This window comes from Shewanella sp. GutCb (genome assembly GCF_002836135.1).
Taxonomy (GTDB): domain Bacteria; phylum Pseudomonadota; class Gammaproteobacteria; order Enterobacterales; family Shewanellaceae; genus Shewanella.
In genome coordinates this window covers 193736-219344 of the sequence record NZ_PJBL01000003.1, presented here as the reverse complement: position 1 = coordinate 219344, position 25609 = coordinate 193736, and the positions used below count along the sequence as shown (strand labels likewise).

At 43.2% G+C, this 25609-nt stretch carries 21 protein-coding genes; 18 read left to right on the top strand and 3 right to left on the bottom strand.

Annotated features, from left to right (window positions below; translation table 11 throughout):
* Nucleotides 1-46: 46 nt before the first annotated feature.
* Complete coding sequence (locus tag CXF86_RS04265; RefSeq protein ID WP_101091278.1) at nucleotides 47-442, top strand: DUF2391 family protein; 396 nt, start codon at nucleotides 47-49, stop codon at nucleotides 440-442.
* 168 nt (nucleotides 443-610) lie between these two features.
* On the opposite strand, the gene CXF86_RS04260 is transcribed toward CXF86_RS04265, so the two are convergent.
* On the bottom strand, nucleotides 611-1918 hold the full coding sequence (locus CXF86_RS04260) for an NAD(P)/FAD-dependent oxidoreductase (RefSeq protein ID WP_101091279.1): 1308 nt from the start codon (nucleotides 1916-1918) through the stop codon (nucleotides 611-613).
* Nucleotides 1919-2165: 247 nt separating this feature from the next.
* Here CXF86_RS04260 and CXF86_RS04255 point away from each other — a divergent pair, with 247 nt between their 5' ends.
* The 8 genes from CXF86_RS04255 to CXF86_RS04220 all read left to right on the top strand — a co-directional run bounded on the left by CXF86_RS04255 (nucleotide 2166) and on the right by CXF86_RS04220 (nucleotide 11109).
* Complete coding sequence (locus tag CXF86_RS04255) at nucleotides 2166-2714, top strand: cupin domain-containing protein (protein WP_101091280.1); 549 nt, start codon at nucleotides 2166-2168, stop codon at nucleotides 2712-2714.
* Nucleotides 2715-3184: 470 nt separating this feature from the next.
* A complete protein-coding gene (locus CXF86_RS04250; protein WP_101091281.1) occupies nucleotides 3185-3946 on the top strand; it encodes a gamma-glutamyl-gamma-aminobutyrate hydrolase family protein in 762 nt (253 codons plus the stop codon).
* Between the two features lie 2 nt (nucleotides 3947-3948).
* Nucleotides 3949-5298 carry a glutamine synthetase family protein gene (locus tag CXF86_RS04245; RefSeq protein ID WP_102038410.1) on the top strand — a complete coding sequence of 450 codons (1350 nt, stop codon included), beginning with the start codon at nucleotides 3949-3951 and terminating at the stop codon, nucleotides 5296-5298.
* Between the two features lie 270 nt (nucleotides 5299-5568).
* Entirely contained in the window at nucleotides 5569-6669 is a 1101-nt protein-coding gene (locus tag CXF86_RS04240; protein ID WP_102038409.1) for a polyamine ABC transporter substrate-binding protein, read from the top strand.
* A 111-nt stretch (nucleotides 6670-6780) separates the two neighbouring features.
* Complete coding sequence (gene potA, locus CXF86_RS04235) at nucleotides 6781-7917, top strand: polyamine ABC transporter ATP-binding protein (RefSeq protein ID WP_101091284.1); 1137 nt, start codon at nucleotides 6781-6783, stop codon at nucleotides 7915-7917.
* Between the two features lie 10 nt (nucleotides 7918-7927).
* Nucleotides 7928-8833 carry an ABC transporter permease subunit gene (locus CXF86_RS04230; protein WP_101091285.1) on the top strand — a complete coding sequence of 302 codons (906 nt, stop codon included), beginning with the start codon at nucleotides 7928-7930 and terminating at the stop codon, nucleotides 8831-8833.
* Complete coding sequence (locus CXF86_RS04225) at nucleotides 8830-9645, top strand: ABC transporter permease subunit (RefSeq protein WP_101091286.1); 816 nt, start codon at nucleotides 8830-8832, stop codon at nucleotides 9643-9645. The genes CXF86_RS04230 and CXF86_RS04225 overlap by 4 nt, the downstream gene beginning before the upstream one ends.
* 177 nt (nucleotides 9646-9822) lie before the next feature.
* Nucleotides 9823-11109, top strand: coding sequence for an NAD(P)/FAD-dependent oxidoreductase (locus CXF86_RS04220; RefSeq protein ID WP_102038470.1), 1287 nt, complete (start codon nucleotides 9823-9825; stop codon nucleotides 11107-11109).
* An 89-nt stretch (nucleotides 11110-11198) separates the two neighbouring features.
* On the opposite strand, the gene CXF86_RS23000 is transcribed toward CXF86_RS04220, so the two are convergent.
* Complete coding sequence (locus tag CXF86_RS23000) at nucleotides 11199-11324, bottom strand: hypothetical protein (protein ID WP_257982831.1); 126 nt, start codon at nucleotides 11322-11324, stop codon at nucleotides 11199-11201.
* 380 nt (nucleotides 11325-11704) lie between these two features.
* Between CXF86_RS23000 and CXF86_RS04215 the strand changes: the two genes are divergently transcribed.
* From CXF86_RS04215 to CXF86_RS04190, 7 genes are all read left to right on the top strand, one after another.
* The gene (locus tag CXF86_RS04215) at nucleotides 11705-12037 is read left to right on the top strand and encodes a c-type cytochrome (RefSeq protein WP_101091288.1); all 333 of its coding nucleotides are present in this window, start codon (nucleotides 11705-11707) and stop codon (nucleotides 12035-12037) included.
* Nucleotides 12038-12040: 3 nt separating this feature from the next.
* Nucleotides 12041-13450 carry a cytochrome-c oxidase, cbb3-type subunit I gene (ccoN, locus tag CXF86_RS04210; RefSeq protein WP_102038408.1) on the top strand — a complete coding sequence of 470 codons (1410 nt, stop codon included), beginning with the start codon at nucleotides 12041-12043 and terminating at the stop codon, nucleotides 13448-13450.
* Nucleotides 13440-14054, top strand: a complete 615-nt coding sequence (locus tag CXF86_RS04205) for a cbb3-type cytochrome c oxidase subunit II (protein ID WP_101091290.1) — start codon at nucleotides 13440-13442, stop codon at nucleotides 14052-14054. Before ccoN ends, CXF86_RS04205 begins: the two co-directional genes overlap by 11 nt.
* 1 nt (nucleotide 14055) lies before the next feature.
* Nucleotides 14056-16221, top strand: a complete 2166-nt coding sequence (locus CXF86_RS04200; RefSeq protein WP_101091291.1) for a c-type cytochrome — start codon at nucleotides 14056-14058, stop codon at nucleotides 16219-16221.
* 42 nt (nucleotides 16222-16263) lie between these two features.
* Entirely contained in the window at nucleotides 16264-16410 is a 147-nt protein-coding gene (locus CXF86_RS22660; RefSeq protein ID WP_180961008.1) for a hypothetical protein, read from the top strand.
* Between the two features lie 172 nt (nucleotides 16411-16582).
* The gene (locus CXF86_RS04195; RefSeq protein ID WP_232775040.1) at nucleotides 16583-17041 is read left to right on the top strand and encodes a hypothetical protein; all 459 of its coding nucleotides are present in this window, start codon (nucleotides 16583-16585) and stop codon (nucleotides 17039-17041) included.
* 198 nt (nucleotides 17042-17239) lie between these two features.
* Nucleotides 17240-20272 carry an Ig-like domain-containing protein gene (locus CXF86_RS04190; RefSeq protein WP_102038407.1) on the top strand — a complete coding sequence of 1011 codons (3033 nt, stop codon included), beginning with the start codon at nucleotides 17240-17242 and terminating at the stop codon, nucleotides 20270-20272.
* A 749-nt stretch (nucleotides 20273-21021) separates the two neighbouring features.
* Here CXF86_RS04190 and CXF86_RS04185 read toward each other — a convergent pair.
* A complete protein-coding gene (locus CXF86_RS04185; RefSeq protein WP_257985288.1) occupies nucleotides 21022-21765 on the bottom strand; it encodes a phosphatase PAP2 family protein in 744 nt (247 codons plus the stop codon).
* 586 nt (nucleotides 21766-22351) lie between these two features.
* Between CXF86_RS04185 and gshB the strand changes: the two genes are divergently transcribed.
* Both gshB and CXF86_RS04175 read left to right on the top strand, forming a co-directional pair.
* Complete coding sequence (gene gshB / locus CXF86_RS04180) at nucleotides 22352-23389, top strand: glutathione synthase (protein WP_102038406.1); 1038 nt, start codon at nucleotides 22352-22354, stop codon at nucleotides 23387-23389.
* Nucleotides 23373-25367 carry a flavohemoglobin expression-modulating QEGLA motif protein gene (locus tag CXF86_RS04175; protein ID WP_101091295.1) on the top strand — a complete coding sequence of 665 codons (1995 nt, stop codon included), beginning with the start codon at nucleotides 23373-23375 and terminating at the stop codon, nucleotides 25365-25367. The genes gshB and CXF86_RS04175 overlap by 17 nt, the downstream gene beginning before the upstream one ends.
* Nucleotides 25368-25609 lie beyond the last annotated feature (242 nt).

The following is a 25609-nucleotide window of genomic DNA, read 5'->3' as shown; positions in this document are numbered from 1 at the left end:
GCGGCGATCATGCTTATACGGCATATTCAAAATATGGGAGATTCAGATGAAATTGAGCTTTAATTTTGAAGATGCTAGTCAAATCTTTGTCGGGGCATTTGCACTTGCTGTGCCGATCTCTTTTTCAGAAGAAGCGTGGCGCTTAGGTGAAACCTTGCCTTTTCCTAATTTGCTGATGCTATCGATATTATCGGTTGTTTTTCTCGGGTTATTTACTTATCAGAGTGTATTCCAAAAGAATATAAAGTCTCGTAAAATTGTTTTTGTTTCACGTATTTTTATCGCTTATTTGATAACGGCAATGGTCGTTGCATTGGTGCTATTTTGTTTGAATAAACTGCCGTTATTTGAAGATCCGTTAGTGTCACTCAGGCGAATTATTGTTATCACTATGCCTGCTTCTATGGGCGCTATTGTTGTTGATAGCTTCGACAAAGAGTGAACAGCTGCCAGCCATCGCTTATTTGAATAAGTCACTGTGGAAATATCTCCCGCACGATAGTCTGTATAGGGGAGTGTTGGGGGGCAATTACCCTTGTTCTAGTTGCAAATTTCAGCACGGCCCTGCAGGTATTTTTACTCTTAATAACACCTGCAGATGAGCCATTATTTAAAAGATATCTTTGAATCGATGATAAAGCATGCCCATGGCGAGCAGAGGTGAACGCAGATGCGGCCCACCTGGGAATGTCATATGAGGAATTTGGGCGAAGATATCGAAGCGTTCTGCTTGCGCGGTAATCGCTTCGGCAATCAGTTTTGCCGCCATATGAGTAGCATTCACGCCATGTCCAGCATAAGCCTGCGCATAAAATACATTTTTAGCATCGGGCAAGCGGCCTATTTGTGGTAATCGGTTGGCACCAATTCCTATCATGCCGCCCCATTCATAATCGATACGAATGCCTTTTAATTGCGGGAATACTTTTTCAAGGTTAGGACGCAACGCGGCTTCAATATCTTTAGGATCTTTGCCCGAGTAGGTACATAAACCACCGAAGAGTAACCGGTTATCTTCCGATAGGTGGTAGTAGTCGAGGTCGACTCTGAGATCGGCAAACGCCATATTTTTTGGAATGATGCTGTCGCACTGCTCTTGGGTTAGTGGCTCAGTAGCAAGAATATAGGTGCCTGCAGGCAGCACTTTTCCGCCAATATCACTTTCAAGCTTATGACCCAGATAGGCGTTGCCAGCCAGTACTAAGTATTGGCAGTTTACTTCGCCATGTGCGGTGATCACCTTAGGCTTATCACCTTTAATAATTTTCTCAGCGGCGCTATATTCATACATTTTTACGCCAAGGCTGCGAGCGACCTTGGCTTCGCCTAAGGCTAAGTTAAGCGGGTGTAAGTGGCCACTTGCCATGTCGACCAATGCACCATGATAAAAGTCAGAGCCGACCACTTCGCCAACCCGAGACTTGTCGAGCAGAGTCATGTTGTGGCCGTAGCCAATCTTATTGAGATGCTCTAAGTCCTCTTCAAGCTCTCGCATATGTTTTGGCTTGATCGCCAAGTCGCAATAACCCATCTGTAAGTTACAGTCGATGTTGTGCTCTTTTACCCGTTTCCTAACGATATCGACGGCTTCAAAGCCCATCTGCTCAATGGCATTAACACCTTCGCGGCCAATAATGTTTTCAAACTGTTCAATATTATGACCAATGCCTCTAATGAGTTCACCGCCGTTACGTCCCGATGCGCCCCAGCCGATCCTTTTGGCTTCTAACAGAGCCACCGAAAAGCCTTTTTGAGCCAATTCAATTGCGGTATTTAAGCCACTAAAGCCACCACCCACAACGCATACGTCAACATCTAACACCTCTTCTAATCGAGGCGATTGGTGTAACTCTTTTGCTGTTGAAAAGTAGTATGAGGCGGGATATTGCTCGCTATGCACCGGGCTTTTAGTTGACATCGTTACTCCAAATATTTGTTTTTATTGTAAATTGGACTTGTGACAGTATACTCAAGAGAATATGAATAAATTATTTACAGATGTTCATTATTTTTAACACGCTTTCCTGTAGAATACAAACCTAGCGCAACAGAATAGGCAATGTTGACTTGAGTTAGCCAATATTGTTTTGGGGCGAATCGGTGCGTTTTATTGTTCTGCATGTTGTTGGAGGCATAGAACGACAACTTCAATTAGGGGAAAGAATTTGGATATTGGAGCAAACCTTAAAACGGTCAGAAAATCAAAAGGCTTATCGCAGCGTGAACTTGCTAAGCGTGCTGGCGTGACTAACAGCACCATCTCTATGATTGAGAAAAACAGTGTCAGCCCGTCAGTCAGTTCATTGAAAAAGGTCCTATCAGGATTGCCATTGTCATTGGTGGAATTTTTTTCAATAGAAGATGAGACTGCAAGCGAGCAAAAGGTGGTTTATCGTAGCGATGAATTACTGGATATTGGTGATGGCGTTTTAGACTTTAAATTGATTGGTCGAGACTTTCCTAATCGAGCAATGTCTGTCATGAGCGAGACCTATCCACCAGGTGCAGACACCGGGATAGAGATGCTTAAGCACGAAGGTCAAGAAGCGGCGATGGTGATTGAAGGTAAACTCGAGTTGACTGTGGGCGAAGAGGTATTTGAGCTTTGCGAAGGCGACAGTTACTATTTTAATAGTGAGTTACCCCATCGTTTTCGTAATCCTTTTGATGCACCGTGTCGCATTGTGAGTGCCACCACCCCTGCAAATTTCTAGACTGCTACCTATGTAATACCCGCCTTAGTCGCTAGATTAATTATCTGGTTGCTGAGGCTTTTTTATGCCTAAATTTCCGATCTTCGTACTAGCGCTGCTCCATTTCGATGATAACGGCTGTCATTTGTGTAAATAATATAAAGCAAAGCTTCAATTTTAGTGTGAGCTGTGTCAATAACATTAAACACGACTAAAGTACTCGAGTATTGCTGTGATAACTTGTTAATGTGTCTGCTAAATAACCATAAGTTAGTCTAAGCTATTGTTTTAAATGGATCACGATTTATGCTTGATGATTATTTTCATTCCTTCCTGTTAAGATCTTGCCTAGTTTGTAAATTAAGTGTAGTGTGTGAAAAAATGAACATTCGGGTTGTAGCTGTTCATTATTAAATGATTTCGTAAATCAAGATGAAAACTATTATAAAAACCATTGAAAAACTCTGAATACGAAGGATTGAAGGTGTTATATGTTGGAAGAAGGGCTCGCGGTAGTCGGTGTGACGGCATGCAATCAGCAATTGGGGTTGCATCCATTTAACATTGTTGGCGAAAAATATTTATTAGCGATTGCTGATGCAACGCAATCATGGCCATTAATTATTCCTGCACTGGGCCATTGCCCAGCAGAAACCGTGTTATCACGGTTAGACGGCATTTTATTTACAGGTTCCCCCTCTAATATTGAACCCCATCATTTCGATGGCCCTGCAAGTGAAGCGGGAAGCCATCATGATCCAAAACGAGACGCTACCACCTTACCGTTAATTCATGCGGCAATTAAAGCTGGGGTTCCAGTACTGGGTATTTGCCGTGGTTTTCAAGAGATGAATGTGGCATTTGGTGGCAGCTTGCATCAAAAACTGCACGACGTCGGTGGCTTTATTGAACATCGTGAAGATAAAACAGCGCCTGTTGAAGAGCAATACGGTATTTCGCATGAGGTTCAAATAGAACCTGGGGGGTTGCTTCACGATGCATGGGGCCGCAACTCCGCAGAGGTGAACTCTGTGCACACACAAGGCGTTGATCGCTTGGGTGTTGGGTTGCGGCCAGAAGCGTATTCAAATGATGGTTTAATAGAAGCATTTTCTGTTAAAGACGCGAAAAATTTCGCATTAGGCGTTCAGTGGCATCCCGAGTGGAAAGTGTTAGATAACCCTTTTTATACCGCAATGTTTAAAGCCTTTAGCCAGGCTTGCCAGCGCCGTGCAGCCAGTAGAGTAAAATAATAATGAAAAAGTTAATTAGTTATTTAAAAGACGAAAAGATCACTGAAGTAGAATGTGTTGTCTGTGATATGACAGGTATTGCCAGAGGTAAGATTGCTCCGGTTGCTAAGTTTATTGATGAAAAAGGTATGCGCTTACCAGAAAGCGTGTTGCTACAGACGGTGACAGGTGATTATGTTGATGATGCCTCGTATGATGCTTTATTAGATGCCGCCGATATCGACTTTGTTTGTGTTCCTGATGAAAATGCGGTTTTTAAACTGCCTTGGACTATCGAAGCTACTGCGCAGGTCATTCATGATACGTATGACAAAATGGGTAACCCTATTGAGTTATCGCCACGTAACCTACTTAAAAAAGTACTTAAGTTATACGAAGATAAAGGCTGGAAGCCTGTTGTTGCTCCGGAGATGGAGTTCTATCTTACTCGTATTAATGAAGACCCAGATCAAGCGCTTATTCCGCCTATTGGCCGCTCTGGCCGTCAAGAATCAGGACGTCAGTCTTTTTCAATTGATGCTGCGAATGAATACGATCCGTTATTTGAAGATATGTATGATTGGTGCGAGATCCAAGGATTAGATATTGATACCTTGATCCATGAAGAGGGCACCGCTCAAATGGAGATTAACTTCTCTCATGGTGATGCTCTGTCGCTAGCCGATCAGGTGTTTGTATTTAAGCGTACCTTGCGTGAAGCGGCTCTTAAGCACAAAGTCTGCGCTACATTTATGGCAAAACCTATCACTAATGAGCCTGGCAGTGCGATGCATTTGCATCAAAGTATCATTGATATTAAGTCGGGTAAAAACATTTTCAGTAATGGAGATGGCACTAAAGGCCCACTTTTCTACAGTTACATTGGTGGCCTACAGAAATTCATTCCTGAGTTACTGCCGTTATTTGCACCCAATGTTAACTCATTCCGTCGTTTTCTACCGGGGACTTCAGCACCGGTTAACTTGGAATGGGGTGAAGAAAACCGCACTTGTGGTCTACGCATTCCAGAATCTTCTCCGCAAAACCTGCGTGTTGAAAACCGTATTGCAGGCGCCGATACCAACAGCTACCTGTCAATAGCGGCGAGCTTACTGTGTGGTTATATGGGCATGGTTGAAGACGTTAAGCCTTCGACTCCAGTACAAGGGCGCGCCAATGAAACACGCAGCGGAATTACTCTGCCGTTAACGCTTGAAGAAGCACTGGCTGTGATGGCTGAAAGCTCAGCTTGTCGTGAGTATTTAGGTGAGACCTTTACCAATGGTTATATTGCGGTGAAGCAAGCCGATTTAGAAAACTATCGTCAAGTGATTAGCTCTTGGGAACGTAAATTCCTCCTGCTAACCGTTTAAACATAGTCACCGCTGGTATTGATTTTGGGGATGAATAGCAGTGGTGCTTTTGAACAAGAAATATCAACAGATACAAAGGAGTCATTCATATAGATAGTGCTGTTTGAGTATTGAGCGTTATCTATATGAAAGCTAAAGCAGTACGCACTGCCGATGCCGTTTTTCAGGTGTAGCATTGGTCAACAATAAGAACTAAAGCCGATAAATCGGCAACACAATGCAGCAACAGCAGAAGCGGTTTATCTGCTGCTACGCTAAACAGGAGATAGCATGAAACTTTTTAAAAAGGTGACCACTTTAGCCCTCGTCACAGTAAGTGTCTTGGCCAGCAGCGTCACTTACGCTGAGGAAGTCGTTCGAGTTTATAATTGGTCTGACTATATTGCCGAAGACACGCTAGATAATTTCTATAAAGAAACAGGGATCCGCGTCATTTATGATGTGTTTGACAGTAATGAAGTGGTTGAAGCAAAACTGCTTTCAGGCCGTTCAGGTTACGACATCGTTGTGCCATCAAATAGTTTTTTAGCAAAGCAAATTAAAGCCGGCGCCTTCCAAAAACTCGATTCAAACCAGCTATCAAATCATAAAAACTTGAGCCCTGAGTTAATGAAACAGCTTGAGACTGCCGATCCAGGTAATCAGTATTCTGTACCCTATCTTTGGGGCACAAATGGTATTGGTTATAACGTCGATAAAGTGAAAGCTGTATTAGGTGACGATGCCCCCGTTGATTCGTTAGAGCTGATCTTTAACCCTAAGTACGCTGAGAAGTTGTCTAAATGTGGTTTATCGGTACTGGATAGTGCCGATGAGATGATCCCTATGGCACTCATCTATTTAGGGCTTGACCCTAACAGCATTAAATCTGATGACTTTAAGAAGGCCGGTGAGGTCTTAGCTAAAGTTCGCCCTTATATTACCTATTTTCACTCTTCGCGTTATATCACCGATTTAGCCAATGGTGACGTCTGTGTTGCCTTCGGTTATTCAGGTGATATTTTCCAAGCGGCAGCGCGTGCTGAAGAAGCGGGAAATGGAAATGTCATTGAGTACTCAATTCCGAAAGAGGGTTCAAACCTATGGTTTGATATGTTAGCGATCCCAGCAGATGCCGCTAACGTGAAAAATGCTCACACCTTTATTAATTATCTCCTTCGTCCAGAAGTGATAGCGCCTATTAGTAACTATGTTGCTTACGCTAACGCGAACGTACCGGCATTGCCGTTGGTTGATGAAGAGGTGCGTACCAACACTTCAATCTACCCCACAAAAGAGGTGTTAGATCGCCTTTACGTCGGTGATGTACGTCCAATGAAATCACAACGTGCACTGACACGTGTATGGACTAAAGTGAAATCGGGTTATTAATCAGAATTTGGGCAAGGTGTTTACCTTGCCCTTTTTGATCAACGGCAAAAATAGACACAATATTAAAGAGATGAGCCTTTGACCTTAAGGCGTATCTGTTGGAGAAGTAATATGGCTAGTACCTTGGACGTCACCAATAAACCGATTATAAAGACGCAGGGAGAAGTGCTACTTCAGATCGACCGAGTCAGTAAATTATTTGACGAAGTGCGCGCAGTAGATGATGTGTCACTGAGTATTAGAAAAGGCGAAATTTTTGCACTATTAGGCGGTTCAGGCTCGGGTAAATCAACTTTACTTCGCATCCTTGCTGGCTTTGAAAAACCGTCTGAAGGGCGTATTTTTCTTGATGGTGAAGACATTACCGATATGCCGCCACATGAACGACCTATCAACATGATGTTCCAGTCTTATGCGTTATTTCCACATATGTCCGTGGCGCAGAATATTGCGTTTGGACTGAAGCAAGACAAGTTATCAAAAGCAGACATTGAAGCGCGTGTGCAAGAGATGCTAAAGCTAGTCCATATGGAAGCTTATGCTAAACGCAGACCTAATCAATTATCGGGTGGACAACGTCAGCGTGTGGCGTTAGCACGCTCGTTAGCTAAGCGTCCTAAATTATTGTTACTCGATGAGCCAATGGGCGCACTCGATAAAAAGTTGCGTACGCAGATGCAACTAGAGGTGGTCGATATTCTCGAAGCTGTAGGGGTGACGTGTGTGATGGTGACCCACGACCAAGAAGAAGCGATGACTATGGCAGCGCGAATTTCGATTATGAATGATGGTTGGATCGCACAGACTGGATCACCAACTGATATTTATGAAAGTCCTAATAGCCGCATGGTGGCTGAATTTATTGGTAGCGTAAATCTATTTGAAGGCGAAATAGCTGTCGATAAATTTGACCATATTATTATTGAAAGCCAAGGCTTGGCACAAAAAATATTTATTGAGCATGGGGTATCAACCAGCGTAGAAGATAAAACCGTTTGGGTTGCAGTGCGTCCAGAAAAGACCCGTATTACTCGCGAGCAACCTGAAGGTGAGTATAACTGGTCGAGCGGTGTGGTTGAAGATATTGCCTATTTAGGGGGAATTTCGGTGTATTACATCCGCCTACCCAATAAGCAGTTAATCCAAACCATCATGACCAACCGTGAACGTCGTTCAGACCCTCCAACGTGGGAAGAAGCAGTTTTCATTAGCTGGGAGGCCACCAGCGGAGTGGTCCTTAGAACATAAGGAATCGTTCATGAAAAAGCCGTTAAAATTTCGATTACCCAAAGGCCAATGCTGGACCATCGGTGTCCCCTATTTTTGGCTACTAATGTTTTTCGCACTGCCCTTCGCGATTGTACTTAAGATTAGTTTCTCGACGCCACTTATGGCGATACCGCCCTACGAACCGCTATTAGAGTACGCTGAAGAATCGCTTAATATCATGCTCAATTTTGGCAATTATTTGCTGATCCTTGATGATTCACTGTATTACAACGCTTATTTGAGCTCCCTGAAGATGGCAGCCATTTCCACCATTGGTTGTTTGCTGATTGGTTATCCGATGGCTTATGCCATTGCTAGAGCGCCAAAGAGTAGTCAAACCTTGCTGATTTTATTGGTTATGCTGCCATCATGGACCTCGTTTCTTATCCGGGTTTATGCGTGGATGGGGATCTTGAGCAACAATGGCGTTATCAATAACATATTGATGTGGACGGGGCTTATCTCTGAGCCGCTGCAGATATTAAACACCAATATTGCGGTGTATATCGGCATTATCTATACCTACTTACCGTTTATGATTTTACCTCTGTATGCGACCTTATCTCAGCTTGATATGAGCTTATTGGAAGCCGCATCAGATCTCGGATCGCGTAGTCTCAATACCTTCTGGAAAATCACCTTGCCTTTATCTAAGGGCGGCGTAATTGCAGGTTCGATGTTGGTGTTTATTCCTGTGGTGGGTGAGTTTGTGATCCCTGAACTGTTGGGGGGACCAGACACCTTGATGATAGGTAAAGTGCTATGGCAAGAGTTCTTTAATAACCGAGATTGGCCCGTTGCCTCTGCGCTAGCGATGGTAATGTTAGGATTATTGATTATCCCTATCACGCTGTTTCATCATTATCAGGCACGTGAAATGGAGAAAGGGTCATGAAGAAGTTAAGTTTCTCTACCGTAATGTTGTGGGCTGGAATGTTCTTTCTCTATGCCCCTATGTTTGTTCTGGTCTTTTACTCGTTTAACGAATCTAAATTGGTGACGGTTTGGGGTGGTTTTTCGGTCAAATGGTATGGCGAACTATTTCGCGATCAGCAGATCCTTGATGCGGTAGGTACCAGCTTACAGGTGGCATTCTATGCCTCTACGATGGCGGTAATACTTGGCACCATGGCGGCATTTGTGATGACGCGTTTTGCGCGGGGTTGGGGCAAGCTGACCTTGTCTAATATGATCACAGCGCCACTGGTGATGCCAGAAGTGATCACTGGTTTGTCATTGCTGCTGCTGTTTGTACATATGGCTGAATTTCTAGGTTGGCCAGCGGAACGTGGCATGTTAACCATCTGGATTGCTCACTCGACGTTTTGTGCGGCATACGTTGCAGTCGTTGTCTCTGCGAGGCTGCGTGAGATAGACCGTTCAATCGAAGAGGCTGCTCAGGATTTGGGTGCAACGCCGTTAATGACGTTTTTTCAGATCACGGTACCGATGATCTCGCCAGCGATAGTCGCCGGTTGGTTACTATCGTTCAGCTTATCACTCGATGATTTAGTGATCGCCAGCTTTGCCTCTGGCCCTGGTGCGACGACGCTACCTATGGTGGTGTTCTCTTCAGTAAGAATGGGGGTGTCGCCGAAGATCAACGCATTAGCGACCTTGATTATCCTTATTGTCTCGCTAATTGCATTTGTCTCTTGGTACTTTGCCCGCAGAGCCGAAGCCAAACAACGGGCAGGCTCTGGATAGCCAACAACCCATGACAATGTAGAGCATGCTCTGCATTGTCAGCGGTAAAAAATGATGAGCGGTGTAGAGGGGGATGGGTTGCTAATCAGCACATCTATCGAGATCGAAAAATTTACTTTTATAGCGTAAAGGACAGAAGTTATGTCAATAATTAGTCACGAAAGACAGGCGGAAACCATGACCAGTACACCACACGCAAATTCATATTACGCGGCATCAGCCAACGACAAAACAGAGCGTGCACAGCTACAAGACAACATCGACACGGACATTTGTATTATCGGTGCCGGATACACAGGTCTATCGACCGCATTGCACCTACTCGAGATGGGTTACAGTGTCACTGTGCTAGAAGCTGCTCGTATTGGCTGGGGCGCATCAGGCCGCAATGGTGGCCAGATAGTCAATAGCTTTAGCCGCGATATCGATTCGATTGAAAAGACGGTTGGTAAAGATGCTGGCAAGCTATTTGGTGAAATGGCATTTGAAGGTGCGCGGATAATTAAAGAGCGCATTAGCAAGTATAACATTCAGTGCGATCTGCAAGATGGTGGTGTGTTTGCGGCACTAAACGACAAGCAGATGGGGCATCTACAGTCGCAAAAGTCGCTGTGGGAAAAACATGGCCATATGAACCATCTAGAGCTTTTGGATAAAAATGATATCCGTAAGGTGGTTAATACCGAGGCGTATGTTGGTGGTTTGCTCGACAAGAGTGGTGGCCATATTCATCCATTGAATCTCGCATTGGGTGAAGCCAATGCCGTGGAGTCCTTGGGGGGCAAAATTTACGAAGATTCTGCTGTGATTAAGGTAGAAGAGGGCGAGAGTCCAGTGGTGCATACTGCTCATGGCAGCGTGAAATCTAAATTTGTGGTGGTTGCAGGCAATGCATATTTGGGCGGCTTAATTCCAAAGCTGCAAGCCAAGGCGATGCCCTGTGGCACACAAGTGATCACCACAGCACCGCTAAGCGATGAGCTTGCAAAAAGCTTACTGCCGCAAAATTACTGTGTTGAAGATTGTAATTATCTACTGGATTACTTCCGCTTGTCGGGTGATAACCGCCTAATTTATGGCGGTGGCGTGGTGTATGGTGCTCGCGATCCCGCTGATATTAAGTCTATTATCACCCCTAAAATGTTGAAAATATTTCCGCAACTTAAAGATGTCAAAATTGACTATAGCTGGACCGGTAACTTCCTGCTGACGCTGTCACGTTTACCTCAGGTAGGGCGTATTGGCAGCAACGTTTATTACTCTCAAGGCTGCAGTGGTCACGGGGTAACTTACACCCATTTAGCGGGTAAGATCTTGGCTGAAGCCATTAATGGTCAGGCGACTCGATTCGATGCCTTTGCAGGGCTACCTCATTACCCCTTCCCTGGTGGCCATAGGTTCCAAGTGCCTTTTAGTGCGATTGGCGCGTGGTACTACACCATGCGCGATAAGTTAGGTGTTTAACAACAATATTAGTTTGATAATGCACCTCAAAACAAAAAAGCCTACGTGAGTAGGCTTTTTCCGTTTGGTTTAGTTAAGCTTTGTTCTAGTTAGTTATTCGAGAAACGCTTCTTGAGCTTCTTAATGCTCACTCCAAGACCAATGACGAACACCTCAACCGCACCTATACCCAATAAAACATAAAATAATGCCGGAACATGCTTAATAAAATCCATCTCAATTCTCTTCTAATTGCTAGATATATCCTGTTACTTGTTCTCAATATCCCACAGTCTTAGCGATAATTACTTGATGTCGGTCACAAACAATAGTGTTTTGAAGATAGCGAACAGCAATTTTATTGGGAGGAACATGAGAATGTTTAGCTGCTATTTATGAGATTCACGTGATGTGACTAGCGCAAATGTTCACACCAATATTTGGCCATATAAATTGACCCGTACTCACTTACCTAGCAATGGCTACGACCATCTATAGTGAACCGATTCGTTATCAGCGACGTATGCTTATTTGAGTGTTATTACTGGTATTTGTGGCAAATTAAGCAATTCATACTAGTTTCAATAGGGTGCATAAGAACATAAGAGAATCGCTAATGAACCGAATAATCCTGCTAGTAGTACTTGCGCTCATCACCATGGATGCCAAAGCCAACTATGAGCCGTCATTTGAAATTGGTAAGCAAAAAGCCAAGGTCTGTATGACATGCCATGGTGAAGATGGAATTTCTACTATCGACCCCTATCCCAATCTACGTGGTCAGAAGATGGGTTATTTGATCTCCTCCTTAAAAGACTATCAGTCTCGACAGCGTACCAGTGGCTTAGCGATTTTAATGCAGCAGCAGGCTGATGCCTTATCAGAACAAGATATTCAGGATATTGCTTACTACTTCTCGGTTCTGGGTACAAAAAAGGAAGGGGAATAGTATATGACACCAGGCACGGAGCTTTATGATGTCAAAGTGGTTCGGTATTTTATTGTGGCTGCGGTGGCATGGTCCATAGCGGGAATGTTTATCGGAGTGGTGCTAGCAGCTCAGCTTTATTGGCCGGTGCTGAATTTCAATTCTGAATATATCCAGTTTGGCCGTTTGAGACCCTTGCATACCTCTGGGGTTATCTACGGTTTTGTGGTGAATATGTTGATGGGAACATCCTTGTACATAGTACAAAGAACCGGTCAAACAAAGCTGTTTAATCAAAGCCTGTCTTGGATGGTTTTTTGGGGATGGCAATTGGTGTTGTTTTTAGCACTAGTGACCTTACCAATGGGATATACCTCAAGTAAAGAATATGCAGAACTTGAGTGGCCAATCGATTTGTTAATTGTACTCGTTTGGGTGCTTTATGGGGGGCTATTTTTTGGCACCATAGCGAAACGTAAAGTGAATCACATCTTTGTTTCCAATTGGTTTTACGGTGCCTTTATTATTGTTGTCGCCCTTATTTTTATTCTTAATAATTTAGCGATGCCAGTGTCTGCAATGAAGTCATACTCGGTATTTGCAGGGGCGCAGGATGCAATCGTTCAATGGTGGTGGGGACATAACGCGGTGGGCTTTTTGCTAACCGCTGGCATCATCGGCATGAACTATTACTTCATTCCCAAAATTTCTGAACGCCCCATTTATTCATATCGCTTATCTGTAATCCATTTTTGGGGGTTAGTCGGGTTCTATACATGGGCGGGAACGCATCATTTACTCTATTCATCAGTGCCTGTATGGCTGCAGAACATCGGCATTGTGATGTCTCTTATCCTATGGTTACCCTCCTGGGCGGGTGCATTTAACAGCGCTATGACCTTGCTGCAAAACAAAGAGAAGCTTAAAACCGATTACATTATGTGGTTCTTTATGTCGGCGATACTCTATTACTGTTTGGCGACGTTTGAAGGGCCTTTGCTGGCGATACGTTGGTTTAACATGCTGGCTCACAACACTGAGTGGATTATTGGCCATGTGCATTCCGCCGCGTTGGGTTGGGTCGCGATGTCGGGCATCGCGATGTTCTATTACTTTATCCCACGGCTGTGGGGCAAGACTAAGCTTTGGTCGAATCGATTGCTTAAGTGGCATTTCTGGATAGCCCATTTTGGGGTTGCACTTTATGCCATCGCACTGTGGGTTGCTGGCATCGGTGAAGGTTACATGTGGCTGGCGCAACAAGAGAATGGTTCGCTCGCTTATAGTTTTGTTGAAGCGATGGACTTTAAAGCCCCTTGGTTATTTGTTCGATTCTTTGGCGGCGCATGTTTCGTATTGGGTCTGCTGCTGATGGTATTTAATCTCTATAAAACCGTTTCGCTAGAGCAGGAGGGATCAGCCGATGCTAAGTAAAGACTTTACGCAATCGCTCTTAATCCTCATCGTTTCCACCACCGTGGTTGCCAGTTTTTCTATATTGGTGCTTATTGTACCTAGCTTAGTTCGCACTGATGAAATAAGGGCTACCTCGTTGGCTAAACCCCTAACGGCTTTAGAGGTTTCGGGTAGGGATGTTTACATCAGCGAAGGTTGCCATGTTTGCCATACGCAAATGGTGCGCAACATTGAGCCCGAAGTAAAACGCGATGGTCGACCCAACGAAGAGGGCGATGATATCTATGAATTCCCCAACCTTTGGGGCTCGAAAAGAACCGGTCCGGATTTGACTAATTTAGGTCGAAAATACTCTGCTCAGTGGCAGCGTTTGCATCTGATTGACCCAAGGCAAGTGGTGCCGACGTCTTTGATGCCTGCTTACCCATGGTTATTCAAGCAAGCACTTTCTGGGGACGATATTGAAGCCAAGATGCGCGTCTTACAAGGATTGGGAGTGCCTTACACCGAGAATGAAATAGAGCGATCGCGTCTAGCCGTGAAAGGAGTGACTAAAGGTGAAGCTTTGATTCACTATTTGCAAAGCTTAGGCAATGATACTGCCAGCGATCAGGAGCGTTGATATGACTGTTTTCTGGAACACCTGGGTGATTGTATTTATCTTGATTTTTCTCGCATTTATGGCGTTGGTTGTCGTTAAATATTGGCGCATTGAACATACAGCAGATAAAGATAGAACCATTGAGACTTTTGATGGTATTGATGAAAACGATGCACCTCCACCGCGGGTATTTTATCTGTCGTACCTCATCGCATTTATTATTTCCGCAGGTTTTTTAGTCCTGTATCCGGGCCTTGGCAATTGGGCAGGTTTAATGGGGTGGGAGCAAAGTGACGATGCACTTAGCTCGCCAGTCACTGATTTAGATATTCAAATGACGCCGTTAACCGATCTCAGTCTAACTGCATTGGCGAGAAACTCTGACGTCACGAATAGCGGGGCATTATTGTTTCAAAATCACTGTGGCGCCTGTCACCGCGCGAATGCACAGGGACAAAAGCACTTTCCTAATTTGATTGACCATGATTGGTTATATGGTGGTACGGAAGTCGACATTTTACACTCTATCGAAGATGGACGTCATGGTGCAATGCCGGGCTGGAAAGACATACTGTCGGAAGATGAAATTCTAAAAATGTCTTATTACATTGCATCGCTGCAGCGTCGAAATCTTAATGCACCCCAAGTGAAAGTTGATTTGGGTAAAGTCATTTTTATGCAGTACTGCTCGAGTTGTCATGGAGATGGTACGGTAGCAAATACTGACATCGGGGCGCCAATATTGTCCGATGATATTTGGTTGCATGGCGGTAGTATTGAGGAGATAAAGCACACTATTGAATTTGGATTGAATAATTTGATGCCAGCTTTTTCTGAGCAGCTAAGCCGTAATGAAATCTTAGCCATAGGAGCTTACATCACTGAGCAAAGAAACCAGTATGATGAAAAGCTTGCGGCACTTGACCCTGAATCAATTTCGAGAGGTGAGTATCTCGCCAATGCAGGGGATTGTGTAGCGTGTCATAGTTCAGAAAGTGGTGAACGTTTTGCGGGTGGCCTGCCTTTTAAAACGCCCTTTGGCACGGTTTACTCAACCAATATTACGCCCCACCTTAGCGAAGGTATTGGTGACAATGATTATGCAAACTTTAAAGCAGCGTTATTTGACGGCAAAGGCAAACATGGTTATTTGTACCCGGCTATGCCGTACACCTCTTATCAGTATCTAACCGAGCAAGATACCCAAGATCTGTGGAGCTATTTACAATCGATTACAGCCGTACCAAGGCAAAATGATAAAAATGCGATGATCTTCCCCTCTAATATCCGTATGGGTTTGTTGGGCTGGAATATTGCATTTATGGACACTGACCCGCTGTCGTACTCTGCGCCCGAACATGTTCAGCTTAATGAAGATGAACTCGAGCAGTGGCAGCAAGGTAAGTACTGGGTGATGGGCCTAGGTCATTGCTCTGAGTGCCATACACCGAGGAATTTGGCGCAAGCCTTGATCCCTGAAAAGATCTTCCAAGGTAACCTCATTGATGGCTGGAATGCGCCCAACATCACGGCGCAGGAGCTGTATGAAGATCGATGGGATTTAGAGTCGTTGACAGACTTTCTGCACACCGGACATTCATCAAAAGGGTCGGCTTTTGCTGGCATGGCTGATGTGGTGAAAAACAGTACTAGCTTAATGACTCGTGATGACATTGAAACCATTTCACGCTACTTGCTGGTGGGCGATGTGCATAACACCATTCCTGAAGGGCAACAGCAGTTATCCCCCACAGGCTTTGTTGCAGAGTCCTACTCACAAGAGCAGTTTAGTGCTTACGCCTTGTATGCGGATACGTGTGGTGCTTGTCATGGTGAAGATGGAAAAGGACGCGATCCAATAGCGCCAACGTTGCTCCATAACGGCATTATCATGCATAGCGACCCATTCAATACCATCGCGGTGACGATTCGCGGCTTAGCGCCGACCTATTTGGATGAAGAGCGTAACTTTATGCCAATGACCAGCTTTCAGAATGTATTAACGGATAGTGAGTTAGCGGGATTAATTAGTTTTGTTCGTCTCTATCTGGGTGGCCGAGAAGAACCGGTTACCGCGGCACAAGTTAAAGCAGTGCGGCAAAAGCTAGAAAAAGCGGGCTTTGCTGGCAATCTGCATACAACGCCTGATATGTACGATCATAAAGACACGGATATCAATATTGATTAATAGTTTTACTGATTAAAAAAGCCTGCTAATGCAGGCTTTTTTATGTATAAAGACAACGAGCTGGGTTTTCTACGTGACGCTAAAGTGGTAGCGAAGCGGATTGTCTTTATTGTCTCTTGTAGCGTGCAGTGCGATACCACGACTATCGAATCTAAGCGGCTATGGTGTATTAAGCTACGACTTATCTAGGCTGTAATGTACGCTATAAAGCGGCTTTAAATAATCTAACTTGATAATACAACTCGCCACTGCTAGTTTTTAATACAGTATTTTATGCAGCATAAAGATTTGTCGTTTGGGTCAATAAACCTAATTAATCTTGTCGATAATAGTGGATATTAAACAGATTAAAGGAATTGATATGACTTATTTAAAAACGATAGTACTGCTTTTTTGTGTTGTTTTTTCTGCAATGTCAATTGCAGGTGACGACCATGATGCGAGCCCATCGAGTGGTGCTAAAGATATGCCCGGCGCTAAAGGGGTATTTGCCTTTCAGCCCAGAGATTGGATGGAAGGAAAAAAGACTTGGTGGAAAGATAGCGACGGCGTCGCACCTGGCGTTGCCGGTTGTCATATTGGCACCGATGAAAAAGGCACTGCCAATGGCAGAATGTTTGGTGAAGCTTGCATGGAAGATGGCCTACTTGTCGAATCTAATCCAGGTAAAGATGTGCTGCACGCACACACTAATGATACTGGCCACCCAGATAAATTTGATTGTAATGCTTGGTGCGTTGGCACTGGCAACAGCAGTGGCATGTGCACTATTGCCGCTGCAGCGCCTTGTGAACAATCGGCAAAATGTGTTTGTAACTAGCGCATAGCTTCATTTCGTCATAAGCGGACTTATCGAAGTAAACTTAAAGTTTGCTTCTTGGCTTCTAAATAAATTCGTCTTGCTTATTAAGTGAATACTTAATAAGCACTATCGTGCAACTTATAGTTTACATTTTTAACTTGTTTTGATTACAATCCCTGTGGAAAGGATAGTTAAATAGAATAGGGAAGTATTAAGATGATCAGAATCATACTAATAAGCTTGAGCTTGTTGGTCGGGCCGCTTTACGCCAATAACATTAATTTGGTGGAAGAAGATATCTGGGGTGATCGTTATTATGGTGTCATGATTGCTGAAGATGATTATGCTTTTATTGCGAGTGATGGGGTGTTAATTCTCGATATATCAACACCAAACTCTCCAGTTAAAGTGACTAAAATCCAGTTGCCGACATTTGATGAGATTATCAGAATAAAAAAAGAAGGTAATCACCTTTTTGTCATGTCTTTAAAAGAGATATTTATTGTAGATGTTTTAAATATCAATGCCCCCAAAAGAGTTTCTACACTGCAGTACTCAGGCGAGCATGATTTTATCGACTTCGTAATAAAGGATGATTACCTATATACGATAGGGCAAGATCCTGAACATATCCAAGAATATGACATCTCGACAATTTCCAACCCAATTCAGCTAAATAAAAAGAGTTTTGGTAATATTTTAACCAATGCGCTTTCAATTGCACTGATTGATGGGGCTATTGTTGCCATTGCTGATGATACGCTTTATGTATTATCGACCGATAATGCTTCTAAGTTTGAGATCCTATACACCACTCCTCAGAAAATAAATTATCAATATTCGGCGATACAAACTTCAGGTAATGAAGTGTACTTCAATGATGATAATACAATTATTCGATATGACTTTAACGATTTAGATAATGTCATTACCTCTACAGTCACTCTGCCAGATAATCCCGATCCAGTTTATGTCCGCGATATGCTGATAACCAATAACCAGCTTAGGGTGCTGCAAAGTTCTGATGAAGTTACGGTGCGAGAGCTGAACCATGCCATGACTGAGGTTGACCACTATTATGGAGTATATAATGCTGGTAGCGCTTGGAATATGGCCGCTACAGGTAGCGTGCAACTTTATAGTAGTAGAGCTGGAGTTACTATTGCAAGTAGAGAGGTTACAGTCAGTGATTATAGTGCATCGAGTTTAAGTCAGTCGGTAGATATTAATAATAATATTGTTGGTTATACGGATGAAACCTTAAAGCTACTTGATATCAGTTCAGGGCAGTTTAATCTCATTGAAGAGACAGATCTTGGTTATTCAACTAGTGCATTATTTTCCAATGCGCTGTTATATACGAGTGATGGTTTTGTCTATGATACTGCCGCAGAAGCTAACAAACTAGTGGCCGTTGGTAGCTTTGGATCTCATGCCTCAGGAACAGAGGAAATTATTCAATCTGCCAACACTCTTTATTACCTATCAGCTAATGAAATATATGCTTATGATAGTAGCGAACCTCTGTTTCCTATTGCTATCGATGGGATTTCTCTAGCTGATATTGATGAAAGCGAAGTGTATAGCTTTAGAACATTAGCAGTTCTTAACGGACATTTGTTTATTGGTTCTGATGGCGGTTTATACCATTTTTATAATGACGGAGTGTCGCTTACGAATATTGGGCGCCTAGGAGATAGAGAATACATTTCATCGACTCAGGTTATTGGGAAATACTTATACCAAACCTATTATGGTGGTTTAAACATTTGGGACTTGTCAGATATCAACTCTCCGCAATTGGTTTCAACTGTCACAGAGTTCGAGGGGAAGAGTTTTGGCTTTGCCAATATTGGGCATGTCGACTTGATTAACGAACAACTTTTTGTTCAGTATGACAACAAGTTTTGGGTGCTAGACGTTAGTGAACCACTTGAGCCTAAACTCATTGAAACGAAAGATGCTCCAGAGATGGGTTATGCAGAGGACGTTTTAGTTTCAGAAAGTCGTTTAATAGCCGCGCGTCATGGCCAGTTGAAAGCCTACCAGATAAATAAAGCTCCAGTTATTGATACTGGCGTGTTGAGTGTTAATGAAGATGAGTTACTTTTAGCCACAATAGCTGTTTCAAATGAAATTGATGACGCCATAAGCTTTGAAATATTAACTCAATCAACCTTCGGCAGTATTAGTGTTGATGACGCAGGACTATTGAGTTATTCACCTAATAAAGATGAATTTGGTGATGATTCTTTTGTTGTTAGGGTCGAAGACCACCTTGGTGGTGACTCAGAAAAAGAGATAGTGATTACTATTCTTTCAGTAAATGATAGCCCGACGGCATCAGATCAAATTATAACGGTGAATGAAGATCAACAAACTTCAGGCGAGTTAACTGCTAACGATATAGACAATGAAACACTAACATATGCGGTTGTCGAGCAAGTTTCAAATGGTACGTTAACGTTAACTGATTCAGGAGCATATTTGTACCAAGCTTCTAGGGAGTATAGTGGGCAAGATAGTTTTACTTTTAGCGTTACCGACGGTCTAAGTACTCCTGTCCAAGCTAGTGTGTTGATAACTATTTCGGCAGTGAATGATGCTCCGAAAGTAAGTGCGGAGTCACTTACGCTTGAAGAAGACTCAAGTGTTACTAGCCAACTTATAGCAACTGACATTGATTCTGTAGAGTTATCATATTCATTAGCTCAAGCGGCAGTTAGTGGAGTTGCAGAGGTCTCGGAGACGGGGGGAATTACTTATTCACCAAATGCAGATTTTAGTGGACTGGACTCGATTAAAGTGTCAGTTAGCGACGGTGAACTTTCAACCATAGTCGTTGTTCAGCTAATTGTCACAGCAGTTAATGATGCGCCAGTTGCTAATACTATGTCTCTCAATACAGCTTACGGGGTTGCTATTTCGGGAACACTGTTAGGGACGGATATAGATGGTGACAAACTCATTTATGAAGTTGTTAATAGTGTAGCTAATGGCTCGCTTGTTTTGGCCTATGACGGTACCTTCACTTATATACCAACTAGTGAATATAGTGGAGTTGATAGTTTTACTTATCGCGTTACTGATGCGTCAGGGAGTACCGCTGAATCAACTGTTAAATTAACTATAGCGGCTAAACCCAAGGAACCTGACTCAGGTTCATCAGGCGGCTCTGTTAACTGGGTTAGTTTGATGCTGTTGATGTTATATGCTTGGTCGCGCAGAAGTTTATCTTATCGAGGTTGATTCCTAGCTAAATGTCAGCGATATAAACCCCGCTTTTTGATGGATTATTGTTAGGCATCACTAGGCGTTTTTTGGCTCTAGCGGGCTGTAGAACGTCGCAGGGTGTGCAGTGTTTCCGCCGTGAGATCTTCTGAAAAGTCGGCCAAATGTGTTTGTACCTTCAGTTTGGCCGCAGTTCTCTAAGCGAACAATTTTACGCTATCAGGTTGCCAAAAAGCAGTGCCTACATCTAAATAATTGGCATGTAAATTAACAAACCAAACCAGCATAAAATACAATATGTCCTACTATCGTATTAACTTATATAAGCCCCAAACATTAGTTTTTGTTACACAAAGTTTTGCTTTGTTGTACCGTATTTATTGTTACATAGGTGTAACAATAAATAAAAATATCGTTGCTATTCATTTTTAAAGTCGTCTGGGTTAATAATATACCCTTAGAACGTTTATTCCATTGATTAACAAAGTTAATGTTTGTCTGTCGCCATTTATCTGATGATTATTGTAGGTAATATGTAGTGACCTGATAAACGCTAGCTTGCAGTAGACTGTATCGGTTCACAGCATTCATTTTGCAAGAGGCTTATCGGTGGGTGGTGGTTTAGTCTTGCTACTGGCATGGCTTTTTGTGTAGACGGATCATCCTCGCATTGATATCTATGGGCTTAAATCTGATAGTTTACGTCTTTTTTATCAGCTTAGAATCTATTATGTTAGTGGCTTAAAGATGAGTTTTATGAGACCGTTTTAATGGCTAGTCATTTCAGGAATCACTAGGCGGTTTTGTTTTTTGGCTCTCACAAATAGGAAATAATAATAGCTGCTGGCGGTAAACCAGGATATGGCCAGGCTCCATAAACCATGGGAGAAGAAGTGTGCGCCTCTTAGCTGTTGAGTTAAGCTAAATGTCGCGCCCAAGAGTATGCCAAAGGCTAATCCATACCAGCGTAGTTTAGGTTTGAGCTGCAATGCAAAGTAATACAGCGCAACCCAAGCGTAGCCACCACTTGAGTGTCCACCAGGAAAACATTGTCCAAATTCAGCACCATTAGGTAAGGGGCTAAAAATGGGTACATAAGCAAATTGGCCACCAAATTGAATCACATCCCACGGACAACTAACGTGAGTGAACTCTTTGGCAAACTTCACTAATAGTATTGAGGTCAGCACGCTTAGCGTTAAGCAGAGTAAGTTACGTCTGTATTGATTCCAACGTTTGCTTTTACAGCTTAATCCCAATGAAATCAGTAATGCTGTGCCTAATACGATAACTAAGTTGCGACCACCGGTGTGCAATACATTTTCACTCAACCACTGGCCTCTTAAAGGCCAGCTATCAACGCCGCCCTCTAGGCTAAAAAAATACTGAGCAATATTAAGATCGAATTGGAAATATTCAAAAATGGCGGCCACTAATAGAAACAGCATTAGCGGGTAGCTGATATGGCGCTCAAGAGAAAAAGGTTGCTGAACATCTACTGTTTTATGCATCGGAACCATACCTATTTTCACCGTGCCTTGTTAGGAAGGCTACTGATATCGGAGGCATGAGTTTATTAAATCACTTGTGAAAGAAATGTCGAAAGAGGATCCGATGAATGTAACGTCAGTATATTAACCATTGAAGCGCCTTTATTACTAAGTTATGGCGATCACTTTTCTGACGTCTGCTAGATAGCTCAAATTGAGCACTTTATTCGATAATTTTGACTGGTAAGTGAACTTGATAACGTATGTTGTCAACCGAGTGTAATTACTAGTCAATCTGCTGATTATAATGAGTTTTAGTTGTTAGCGCTCTTGGGGGACTAAATGAAATGGTTGTTGGATTTTTAAGATGATTTATCACCCCATAAATAAACTCAATATCAGTGCATTTTTTATTTGCATTTTTTTAAAATCGGTGTAAATTACGCCGCCTTATCTAGTTCAAACTTGTATTGATAGATAGATGTCATAGTCGGATTCTGGTGATTACACCCGAATTATTGTGTTGTTTATTTTGAGTACTCTACACCTCCCCAAGCCAGTCCTGGCCCAAGATCTTTAGAGCATTCCGTTTTATTAAGAGATCCAATTGAAAATTTTATTTTTGATGTACCCATGGGAAAACATCGAACCTGAAACCGATACTAGCATTCGGTTGATCCACGAGTGCGTTGCGCGAGGTCATACCGTTGCGCTTGCTACCACTAGCAATTTAACCATGCGCGACAGTGAAGCGAGTGCGTTTTGCCGAGTGTTTAGTAAAGAACAGGTGACGCCCAGTAATATCGTTTCTTTTTATAAAAAAGCGCAGTTTAAAACCCTGCGCTTACCGCTAGCGGGCTTTGACTGCATCATTATGCGTGCCAATCCGCCGCTAGACACCATCGCGCTCAATTTCCTTGATTCAGTGCGTGATGATGTCTTTATCATGAACGATATCGATGGTCTGCGAATCGCGAACAATAAGCTGTATACCGCATCATTTGACGATCCAACCAATCAGTTCATTCCGGTGACTCATGTGTCAAAAACACCTGAGTATTTGGAGGAAGTACTGCGGGAGTCAAAAACCGACAAGATGATTATGAAGCCACTTGATGGTTATGGCGGCCAAGGTGTGATTCTGGTCGAGAAGGCGGCGCAAACGAGTTTCCACTCATTACTCGAGTTCTACATTAACAGCGGTAAGGGCGGTAACTACGTTATTTTGCAAGAGTATGTCGAAGGTGCCGAGCAAGGTGATGTGCGAATTTTAATGCTCAATGGCGAACCCATTGGTGCTATGAAGCGCATTCCGGCTTCAGGTGAAGTGCGTTCAAATATTCATGCGGGTGGCAGTGTGGTTAAGCATACACTGACCAAAAATGAAAAAGCCCTTTGCAAGCACATCGGTCCTAAGTTGGTGCGTGATGGTTTGTTCTTTGTCGGCATTGATGTGATTAACGAAAAGTTGATTGAAGTTAACGTGCAAAGCCCTGGTGGCATCATGCGGATCAACAAGTTGAACAACGTTAAGCTGCAAAAGAAGGTCATTGATTTTGTTGAAAGCGTGGTCAATGCCAAAGAAGCGTTAAACATCAGAAAAACAGCGTTTAGAAAGGCGATCGACGATGCTCATATTAACTGAAAAAGAGTGTATTGCTTTAATCAATAAAGGCGAGTGCTTCCACGCTGAGGTCGATGGCGGTTCATTCATCGTTAAGATTGATGAATACTCGCCAGTCGTGTGTACGGCTATTCATAATGGACACCGCCTGAGAGCTGATCTGAAAAAGAGCTTCTTACTCACTAAGCCTGAGCGCTTCTATGAGGAAGACCCATACACTGATGAGTTATTGTCATCTTTTCCCATTGTATTGATAGGCAACGATTCACGTTTTGAATACGACTTAAATCGCCCTAAAACGTTATCGACCTATTTTAAAACGGCGTGGGATAAGCAGGTTTGGCAAAAGCCATTAACGCCAAAGCAGCGCGGTGAGAGCCATGCTAAGCATCAGTCTTTTTATAATGTGCTCGGGGCACTGGTTGCTCGCTTAGAAAAGCAGTTTAAAAACAGCATTGTGTTTGATGTGCACTCATACAACCATCAACGCATTGAGGCGAATACGCCAACATTTAATATTGGCACTAGTCAAATTGATACTGAGCGCTGGGGTGAGACCTGTCAACATTTTGAAAAACAGCTGAATAAAATAGCGCTACCAAACCTTGATGTACGTGCAGCAACCGATGAAGTGTTTCAAGGGCGTGGTTATTTAATTGCGCATATTAACGCGCACTTTGACAACACCTTGGTGTTGCCAGTGGAAGTGAAGAAAGTGTTTATGGACGAAACCACGGGCGAGTTGTACCCCTTGGTGTTAGAGGAGTTAAAAGCGGGCGTTAAACAAGCGATATCAGAAACTGCAGCGTATTTTATGCGCCGCTTTGGCAAGCGTAAGTCTGTCAGGAGCATTGATCTATTATCATCGACATTACCGCCAGAGCTGTTATCGCTCGACAAGAGCTTGTTTAAGTTGGCCAATAACGTCGCCACGCTGAAATATATTAACCCGATTAATATCGCTAGCGAGCGTAAAAAGTTTTTAGCCCGTAAAGGGGCTGTTGCGCCTGAGTTTAACTACAAACAGTTAAATTTGAACCCGTACCAGTTCCGAGAACTGCTGTATAAGTTGCCCGTCGAAAACGTGATGGATGCTGACATTCAACAGCTTTATCGGCATGTGATTGATAACTTAGCGACAAAGATTGATCTGCTGTGCTCTATTGGCACTGATGACTTTGTTTATAACTCGCTTAAATATTATGGTCAGCCAGATAAAGATGACATAGCAAATGCTCAGTTCTTATTGCGTGCGCCAGCCATTGAAGCTGATGAAGACGCGTCTATTTTTGATGCCGACCATGCGGTTGAGTCATTCCAAAAGCAGGCGGATGAGTGGGGGCTGAAGTGTAAGGTCGAAAAATCTTCTCGCTTGGTTGCCAAGGCAATGGTTAATAATGAAAAGGGCAGCTTGTTAATCAATAAAGACGCCATGTTCAGTAGCAAAGAGCTGATTGCATTTGCTTACCATGAGCTTGGAGTGCATATGTTGACCACGGTTAACGCTAGGCGTCAGCAGTTAAAGGTATTGTCTCTTGGCTTAGTGGGCAATACTCATACTCAAGAGGGGTTGGCGATTTACAGCGAGTATTGCTCTGGCAATTTAACCTTGAGCCGATTGAAAATACTGGCGATGCGAGTGATAGCGGTTAACTTAATGCTGGAGCAGCGAGATTTTTCGATGACGTTCCACACTCTAATGCGCGAATATAGTCAAACAACAGAGCAGGCATTTACCTTAACCACGCGAGTTTATCGCGGTGGTGGTTTTACCAAAGACTTCCTTTATTTAAAAGGCTTTAGAGATATTGTGAACTTGAGTAAAACTATGCCGCTAGATAACTTACTGGTAGGTAAAGCTGGTTTACTCGATTTGCCTATTATTAACGAAATGGTCGAACGAAACATGCTGGAAAAACCAGTGCCGCTATTTGCACTGCAGCATACCGCTACGGCCGATACTGCAGTTATCGATTATCTGGTCTCAGCTATTCGTTAATTGTCGTGTTATACCGATAAACATGCCTTGTTCCAGAAATGGAGCAGGGCTTTTTTTCAGCTGGTTTTGGGATGACTAACTCGTTTTTGAACCACAGCTTGTTAGAACTTAAGCGCTAATGGGAGAGTGATGCTAATAGAAATATCAAAATCAGTAATCAATCCTAATTAGCTGCAACCTCTTTATGTTTTTATGCTCATAAGACTTACCTGTATATCTACATCAACCGGCCCTTATTAAGG